The organism is Kitasatospora sp. NPDC091257 (assembly GCF_044757675.1).
Lineage (GTDB): Bacteria > Actinomycetota > Actinomycetes > Streptomycetales > Streptomycetaceae > Kitasatospora > Kitasatospora lactacystinica.
Map to the genome: position 1 here is coordinate 1 of NZ_JBIVVI010000309.1, position 8111 is coordinate 8111.

General features: G+C 75.3%; 7 protein-coding genes. 3 read left to right on the forward strand and 4 right to left on the reverse strand.

Going from position 1 to position 8111, the window contains the following annotated elements; all coding sequences use genetic code 11:
* A partial coding sequence (locus tag ACIQOV_RS16640; RefSeq protein ID WP_401049164.1) for a TetR/AcrR family transcriptional regulator C-terminal domain-containing protein occupies positions 1 to 676 on the reverse strand: 676 nt, incomplete at its 3' end.
* Positions 677 to 803: 127 nt separating this feature from the next.
* Here ACIQOV_RS16640 and ACIQOV_RS16645 point away from each other — a divergent pair.
* Positions 804 to 2165, forward strand: coding sequence for an MFS transporter (locus ACIQOV_RS16645; protein WP_401049165.1), 1362 nt, complete (start codon positions 804 to 806; stop codon positions 2163 to 2165).
* 71 nt (positions 2166 to 2236) lie between these two features.
* On the opposite strand, the gene ACIQOV_RS16650 is transcribed toward ACIQOV_RS16645, so the two are convergent.
* The gene (locus tag ACIQOV_RS16650) at positions 2237 to 2743 is read right to left on the reverse strand and encodes a YcxB family protein (RefSeq protein WP_401049167.1); all 507 of its coding nucleotides are present in this window, start codon (positions 2741 to 2743) and stop codon (positions 2237 to 2239) included.
* A gap of 429 nt (positions 2744 to 3172) precedes the next feature.
* Entirely contained in the window at positions 3173 to 4681 is a 1509-nt protein-coding gene (locus tag ACIQOV_RS16655; protein ID WP_380550177.1) for a glutamate synthase subunit beta, read from the reverse strand.
* 188 nt (positions 4682 to 4869) lie between these two features.
* Here ACIQOV_RS16655 and ACIQOV_RS16660 point away from each other — a divergent pair, with 188 nt between their 5' ends.
* Together ACIQOV_RS16660 and ACIQOV_RS16665 are read left to right on the forward strand one after the other, a co-directional pair.
* Positions 4870 to 5550 carry a response regulator transcription factor gene (locus ACIQOV_RS16660; protein ID WP_359908776.1) on the forward strand — a complete coding sequence of 227 codons (681 nt, stop codon included), beginning with the start codon at positions 4870 to 4872 and terminating at the stop codon, positions 5548 to 5550.
* On the forward strand, positions 5547 to 6980 hold the full coding sequence (locus tag ACIQOV_RS16665; protein WP_401049170.1) for an ATP-binding protein: 1434 nt from the start codon (positions 5547 to 5549) through the stop codon (positions 6978 to 6980). The genes ACIQOV_RS16660 and ACIQOV_RS16665 overlap by 4 nt, the downstream gene beginning before the upstream one ends.
* 54 nt (positions 6981 to 7034) lie before the next feature.
* Here ACIQOV_RS16665 and ACIQOV_RS16670 read toward each other — a convergent pair.
* A partial coding sequence (locus ACIQOV_RS16670) for a Dyp-type peroxidase (protein WP_401049172.1) occupies positions 7035 to 8111 on the reverse strand: 1077 nt, incomplete at its 5' end.

The following is an 8111-nucleotide window of genomic DNA, read 5'->3' on the forward strand; positions in this document are numbered from 1 at the left end:
CCATCGGACGAGTGGCCCCCGGGGCCCGGTCCGGCGCCGGGGCGCCCTGCGCCGCCTCCCGCGCGATCTCCGTCCGGAACCCCTCGATCAGCACCCGCAGCCCGTACTCGAAGTCGGCGTCGTGGTCGGTCATCCGCAGGACGTCGACCGCCTCGCGCAGCAAGGGCAGTTCGCACAGCGCCTCGTCCGGGAACGGCGGCCGGTCGCGGCCCGCGGAGTCCTGTCGCCAGGCCTGCTCCTCGGTGACCCAGCCCATGATGTACCGGTCGACGGTCAGCAGCAGGCGCAGCGCCGTTCGCGGGCGCAGACCCGCTCCGCAGAGGGCACTCAACTGGGTCTCGACCGCCGGGAGTTCGCCCTCGGTCGGAAGGGTTCCGGCGTGCACCCGGGCGCCGTCGCGGTAGGCGAGCAGGGCGTTGCGCTTGGCGCGGGCGTCGGCGGCGATCCACTCGGGCCAGCGCGCCGGGTCCGGCTCACGGTCGGGCGGGAGGGCTTCGGCGAGCATCGCCTCGGCCATCAGGTCGAGCAGTTCCTGCTTGCTCGTGAAGTGCCAGTACAACGCCGGTGACTGGACGCCGAGTTCGCGGGCGAGCCGCCGGGTGGTCAGCCCGTCGATGCCCTCCTCGTTGAGCAGGCGCAGCGCCGTGCGCACCACCTCGTCGCGCTTCAGAGCCATCCGATCGGCCTCCTGGGTCGTCCGCTTGCCAGACCCACCTTATCGCCGATAAGTTCCCGAGCTGGAATTTATCAGCGATAAGGAGAGCCGTCGCGACACCGACGGCCGCGAAGGGATCCCACCCCTCATGACCTCCGGACCGAACCCGACCCCCGGACCGAGCCCAACGCCCGGACCGAGCCCGACGCCCGGAACGGACAGCGCCTCCGGACCGAACACCACCCCCGGAACGCACCGCCGCTGGTTCCGCCTGCTGCCGAACACCGCGCCCTGGCGGTCCTCCCGCGACTTCCGGCTGACCTGGACCTCGGGCACCGTCACCCTGCTCGGCTCGATCTTCACCATGACGGCGATCCCGCTCCAGATCGCCGACCTCACCGGTTCGCCGCTGGCCGTGGGCGCGGTCGGCGCGGTCGAACTCGTGCCCACCGTCCTGTTCGGCCTCTACGGCGGCGTCCTCGCCGATCGCGCCGACCGCCGCACCGTCGCCCTGGCCACCGAGGTCGCCCTGGCCGCGCTCAGCGCCCTACTGCTGGCCAACGCGCTGCTCGGCGCCCCCGCCGTCTGGCCGCTGTACGTCGCCGCCGGGCTGGCGGCGGCGCTCCAGGGCGTCCAGCAGCCCTCGGTCGAGGCGATGGTCCCCCGGCTGGTGCCCCAGGACCAGCTGGTGGCGGCCGGCTCCCTGCTCTCGCTGCGCTGGAGCATCGGCGGCGTGGCGGCCCCGGCGGCGGCCGGCCTGCTGATCGCGACCGCCGGCGTCCCGGCGGCGTACCTGGTCGACCTCGGCACCTTCCTGCTCTCGATCGCTCTGCTCGCCCGGGTCCGGCCGGTCCCCTCGGAGCGGGACGCCGAGGCGCCGCAGCTCACCGAGTTCCTCGACGGCGCCCGGTACGCGGCCCGGCGCCCGGACCTGATCGGCACCTACCTGGCCGACCTCGCGGCCACCGTCTTCGCCCTGCCCACCGCGCTCTTCCCGTTCCTGGCCGCGGACCTGGACGCCACCTGGGCGCTCGGCCTGCTCTACTCGGCCGGCGCGGTCGGCAGCCTGATCGCCGCCGCGACCGGGGGGTGGGCGGAGCGGGTCCACCGGCACGGCCGACCTGTCCTGCTCTCCGCCGCCCTGGTCGGCGCGGCGACGGCGGCGGCCGCGTTCGCCCCGGGCCTGTGGGCCGTCCTGCTCTGCCTGACCGTCGCGGGCGGTGCCCACTGGATCGGCGACACCTTCCGCAGCGCCATCTGGAACCAGTCCATTCCGGACGAACTCCGGGGCCGCGCGGCCGGGCTGGAGATGCTGATCGGCTCCGCCGGGCCGGCCCTGGGTGACCTGCGGGCGGGCGGGCTCGCCGCCCGCCAGGGCATCCGGGCGGCCCTGCGCACCGGCGGCCTGCTCTGCCTCGGCAGCTCGGCCGCGCTGTCCGCCGCGATCCCCGCGCTCTGGCGCTACGACCGGCGGGCGCACCGGGCCGGCCCGGCGGAGCCCACCCCGTGACGCGCCCCTCGCCCCGGCCGCATCGGCCCCACCGAAGGGACCGCCCCAGGAACCGCCCCAGGAACCACCGCTCAGTCCGGGACGAGCGCCGTCGCGTGCCGGTCGATCAGCTCCCCCAGCCCCCGGAGGTCGTCGGCCCCGCGCTTGGGCAGCATGGTCAGCACCCCCGTCTCCTCGTTGCCGGTCAGCAGCAGGAACAGCCGGGGCGTCTCCAGGTAGTACCGCTGCTCCGGCCAGGAGAACTCGGTGACCGAGGCCTCGGTGCTCACGACCACCCCGTCGTCGTCCAGCAGGACCCTGAACTCGCCCTTGTCCGCCGCCGCCCTGGTCACCCGCCGCACCCGCGTCCCGGGCCCCGCGAGAACCACGAGCAGCGCGACCATCACCAGCAGGGCGGCCAGCAGCAGCACCGTCCCGCCGAGGACGGCGAGCAGCCCGGCAACCGCCGTCCCGCCGGCGGCCACCGTGTACACGGCTCGCCGCGACCGGCGTCCGGCCACCGTGCGCCGGTCCCACGCCGCGAAGGCCTCCCGGAAGTCGGCGGCCGTCGGGGTGTAGCGAACCTCGACCGACGTCACCGCCCGTCCATCGGAACCCACGTCCCCACCCTCCGACCCGTGTACGCACAACTCCTGACACCAGCTTCGCCGGATCGTAGCAAAGACCGTACGTACCCGATGCGACGGCGACGGCGGTTACAAGGGTGTGGTCAACCCCTCGATCAGCCCCGACGGCCGCTACGCGGTCTACTCGTCCTGGGTCCTGCACGGCGACACCCAGTGGGACCGTCACTTCGAGGTCTACGTCCGCGACCTGAAACAGGGCACCGAGACCCTGGTCAGCACCGGCCTACCCGGGACGACGACCACCCTCGGCTCCTACGGCGGCCGGACCACGGCGGACGACCGGCGGGTCGTCTTCAGCTCGGAGGCGGACAACCTCGTCCCCGGCGACGCCACAGTCGCCCCGACCCGACCCGGCCCGCCCCGGCGCGGGTGCTCCCGGACTCACACCGTGAGCGCCCGCGTCGAGGCCCGGATCGGCGCCGGAAGCTCCGTCCACCCGCGCAGGTACCGGTCCACCGCCGCCGCCACCGCCCGCCCCTCGGCGATCGCCCAGACGATCAGTGACTGCCCGCGTCCGGCGTCCCCCGCCACGAACACACCCTGCGCCTCCGTGGCGAAGCCGTCGTCCCGGGCCAGGGTGCCCGCCGGCCCGGTGGTGAGGCCGAGCTGGGCGAACAGCCGCCGGTCCGGCTCCGGCCCGGTGAAGCCCAGCGCGAGCAGCACCAGCTGCGCGGGCAGGCTCCGCTCGGTGCCCGTCCGCGGGCTGCGGTCGGCCGGTTCGGCCTCGGCGAAGCGGACGGCGGCCAGCCGGCCGTCCGGGCCGGCTTCGAGGCCGACGGTGGTCGCCGCGAACACCCGGGGCCCGGCCTCCGCGGCGCCGGACTCCTCGTGCGAGGTGGTCTCCCGGTACACCTTGGGGTGCACCGGCCAGGGCTGTCCGGCGGCCCGGTCCTGCGGCGGGCGGGGGTTGATGTCCAGTTGGGTGACCGTGGCGGCGCGTTGACGGAGCGCCGTTCCCAGGCAGTCCGCCGCCGTGTCCCCGCCGCCGACGATGACCACGTCCAGCCCCTCGGCGGACACCGGCGAGACCGGGCGGTCGCCCTCGTCCACCCGGTTCGCCCAGGTCAGGTAGTCGATCGCCTGGTGCACCCCGGACAGGTCCCGGCCCGGCACCGCCAGCTCCCGGCAGGCGGTCGCCCCCACCGCGACCACCACGGCGTCGTACCCCGATCGCAGTTCCTCGCCCGGAACGTCCCGGCCGACCCACACCCCGGTGCGGAAGGCGGCGCCCTCGGCCCGCAGCTGGTCCAGTCGGCGCTCCAGCCGGTGCTTCTCCAGCCGGAACGGCGGGATGCCGTACCGCAGCAGTCCGCCCGCGCGGTCGGCCCGTTCGTACACCGTGACGGTGTGCCCGGCCCTGGTCAGTTGCTGGGCGGCGGCCAGCCCGGCCGGACCCGAGCCGATCACCGCGATCCGCCGCCCACCGGCGCGCTCGGGGCGGTCGGGCGGCCGGGGCCCGTCCCAGCCCGCTTCCCAGGCCCGGTCGGCGATCGCCAGCTCCACGTTCTTGATCGCCACCGCGGCGCCGTCGATCGCCAGGACGCAGGCGCTCTCGCAGGGCGCCGGGCAGAGCCGCCCGGTGAACTCCGGGAAGTTGTTGGTGGCCAGCAGCCGTGCCGCGGCCGCCCGCCAATCCGCTCCCGCCCCCGGCTCCTGGCCCGTCCCCGATTCCGCCACCAGCCGGTTCCAGTCCGGCACCAGGTTCCCCAGGGGACAGGCGTGGTGGCAGAACGGCAGCCCGCAGTCCATGCACCGCCCCGCCTGCCCGCCCACCACCGGCAGCAGTTCGCCCGGCCGGTACACCTCCCGCCAGTCCCCCAGGCGCTCCCGCGCGTCCCGCCGCGCCCGCTCCGCGCGCGGGGTGGTGAAGAAGGCCATCCGGTCTGCCATCGCGGCCTCCGGCAGGGCGTGCCGACTCGAACCAGGCGGCCCACCCGGCGGCGCGCCACCGTACGGCCACCGTACGCCCGCGAAGCACCGCGCAACAGCCGCGGCCGTCGGGGAGGGCCGCGGAGCGGACCCGGAACACCTCGGCCCCGACCGGAAGCGCCGTGAGCACGTCAGGGAGAATCTCCGCCATGACGCACACCGTGCTGATCGCCGAGGACGACCGGGCCATCCGCGACTCGCTCGCCCGCGCCCTGATGCTGGAGGGCTACCGGGTGCGGGTCGCCGCCGACGGCACCCAGACCCTGGCCGTCCACGCCGAACAGCGCCCGGACGTCCTGGTGCTCGACGTGATGATGCCCGAGCCGGACGGCCTGGAGGTCTGCCGCCGGCTGCGCGCGGCCGGCGACCGCACCCCGGTGCTGATGCTCACCGCCCGGGTGGAGGTCCCCGACCGGATCGCCGGCCTCGACGCCGGCGCCGACGACTACCTGGTCAAGCCCTTCGACGTGGACGAGCTCTTCGCCCGCCTGCGCGCCCTGCTGCGCCGCCACCCGCCCGAGCCCGCCGCCGAGGCGCTGACCGTCGCGGACCTGCGGGTCGAGCCGCCGGCCCGTCGGGCCTGGCGCGCCGGCCGGGAGCTCGAACTCTCCCGCACCGAGTTCGACCTGCTGGAACTGCTCGTCCGGCACGCCGGCGCCGTCCTCGACCAGGCCACCCTGTACGAGCAGATCTGGGGCTACGACTTCGGCCCCGGTTCGAAGAACCTCGCGGTGTTCATCGGCTACCTGCGCCGCAAGCTCGACCGTCCGGGCCTCGTGCCGCTGATCCACACCGTCCGCGGCGTCGGCTACACGCTGCGCGAGCCGTGACCGGCCCCGCCCGCCGCCTCCCCCGGTTCCTGCGGTTCCCGCGGTTCCCGCGCCCGGCCCGCCGCCTCCCCCGGCTGCCGCGCCCGGGCCTGCCCACCACCCTCGCGCTGGCCTTCGCCGCGATCGCCGCGCTGGTCGCGGTGCTGATCGGCGCACTCGGCTACGACGCCGCCGCGCGGCTGATCCGGGACGACGAGACCGCCGACTTCGGCGCCGCCGTCGACTCCGTCGGCCGGCAGGTCCAGCGGGAGGTCCTCTTCCCGGGCGACTTCGCCGGCCCGAGCGGCCTGAGCGCCGACCTGGTCCGCCCGATCCGGGTCACCACCCAGTCGCTCGACCCTGACGGCGCGGTGCTGCCCGGCACCGCCCGGCTCGACCTGCCGCCGAGCCCGTCCGACCACGAGCTCGCCCACGCCGACCAGCCGGGCCGCACCTCGATCGGGCTGCGCCACCAGCACCGCGAGGCCTACCGGGTCGGTGTGGTCTCGCTCGGCGGGCGGCGCGGGGCGGTCCAGATCATCCAGCAGGTCGGGCCCACCGAGAAGCTGCTGACCACCCTGCGGACCCGCACGGTCGCCCTGGTGGCGATCGTCGCGGTGCTCGCCGGCGGGGCCGGCCGGCTGCTCGCCCGGCGGATCACGCGACGGCTGGTCCGGCTCACCGCCGCGGCCGAACTGGTCGCCACCAGTGGGCGGTTGGACGTCGCGGTGCCCGCCGCCGGAACGGACGAGGTGGGCCGGCTCGGCCGGGCCTTCGACCGGATGCTTGTCCGGCTCGCCACCGCGAAGGAGAACCAGCGCCGCTTGGTGCAGGACGCCGGGCACGAGCTGCGCACCCCGCTGACCAGCCTGCGCACCAACCTCTCGGTGCTGCCCGGCCTGGACCGGCTGCCGCCCGCCGAACGTGCCGCGCTGATGGCCGATCTGATGGAGGAGTCACGGGAGTTGGCCCAGCTGGTGGAGGAGCTGGTGGCGCTCGCGGCGGACCGCAGGGCGGACGAGCAGCCGACCGAGGTGGTGCTCGCCGACGTGGTCCGGCAGGCCGCCGCCCAGGCCCGGCGGCGCAGCGACCGGCAGATCGTGGTGGACGCGGACGGAACCGTCGTCACCGCCCGGCCGGACGCGCTGGCCCGCGCGGTGGGCAACCTGCTGGACAACGCCGCCAAGTTCGACCCCTCCGGGACCGGCCCGATCGAGGTGGTGGTGCGCGGCCCGCGGGTGGAGGTGCGCGACCGCGGCCCGGGCATCGACGAGGCCGACCTCGACCGGGTCTTCGACCGCTTCTACCGGGCCACCGCCGCTCGCAGCCTGCCCGGCTCCGGACTGGGCCTGGCCATCGTGCACGAGGTGGCCCGCTCGCACGGCGGGACGGCCTTCGCCGCCAACCGGGAGGGCGGCGGCGCGGTGATCGGCTTCACCCTCGGCGGCTGACGGCGCGGACCGGCCCGGTGCGTGGCGGCGCCGGGCCCGCGGTGGAACCCGCCGTCAGACGGCGGCCAGCAGCCCCCGCCCGAGCCAGTCGGCCTCGTCCCTCACGCCCGGCAGGACGAAGAAGTACCCGCCGCCGGTCGGCGAGATGTAGTCCACCAGCGGCTCGCCGATCAGCCGGGTCTGGGTGGCCTCGAACTGCCGCACCACGTCCTGCTGGTAGCAGCAGAACACCAGGCCCATGTCCAGGTTGCCCGCCTGGTCGACGCCCCGGTCGTAGTTGAAGCCCCGGCGCAGGATGCGCGAGGTGTCGGTGTCGGCGGTGCGCGGGTTGGCCAGCCGGATGTGCGCGTCGAGCGGGATCGCCTTGCCGTCCGGGTCCTTGGCGTAGTCGGGCGCGTCGGTCTCCCGGGCGCCGTCCAGCGGCGCGCCGGTGTCGCGGCGGCGGCCGAACATCTTCTCCTGCTCGGTGAGGGTGACGCGGTCCCAGAACTCGATCAGCATCCGGATGATGCGGATCACCTGGTAGCTGCCGCCGGTCGCCCAGCCGGGTTCGCCCGTCCCGTCGGCGACCCAGACCAGCCGGTCCATCTCGCGCGCGGAGCCGGTGTCGGGGTTGACGATGCCGTCCTTGAAGCCGAGCAGGTTGCGCTGCGCGCCGTCCGGGCGGGACTGGTTCTGGAAGCCGTCGATCCGCCAGAGGATCTGCATCGCGCCCCGGGTGTGCCGGGTGATGTCGCGCAGTGCGTGCAGCACGGTGTCCTGGCGGTCGGCGCAGATCTGCAGCGAGAGGTCGCCGTGCAGTTCGGCGGCCCGGAGGTTGTCGTTCGGGAAGGTCTTCATCGGCGCGAGCCTGACCGGCTTGGCCTTGGCCAGCCCGTAGCGGTCGTCGAAGAGCGAGGCGCCGGCGCCGACCGTGACGGTCAGGTGGTCGGCGGGGACGGTCGGGCCGAGGATGCCGCTGTCCGAGGGCGGCGCGCCGACCCCGAGGTCCGGCGGGGTGCCGCCGGCGGTGAGGAAGCGGATCCGCTCGGTCAGGGTCCGGAACAGCGCTTCGAGGCCCTTGCGGTCCTGGGCGATCACCTGGCAGGAGACGAAGGCCGCGAAGCCGGGGGCCGGGGTGGTGACGCCGGC

What these genes read in the sequence shown, in the direction of transcription:
- ACIQOV_RS16645 (WP_401049165.1), top strand. Translation starts at nt 804, where the DNA reads ATGACCTCCGGACCGAACCCGACCCCCGGACCGAGCCCAACGCCCGGA.
- ACIQOV_RS16655 (WP_380550177.1), bottom strand. Translation starts at nt 4,681, where the DNA reads ATGGCAGACCGGATGGCCTTCTTCACCACCCCGCGCGCGGAGCGGGCG.
- ACIQOV_RS16660 (WP_359908776.1), top strand. Translation starts at nt 4,870, where the DNA reads ATGACGCACACCGTGCTGATCGCCGAGGACGACCGGGCCATCCGCGAC.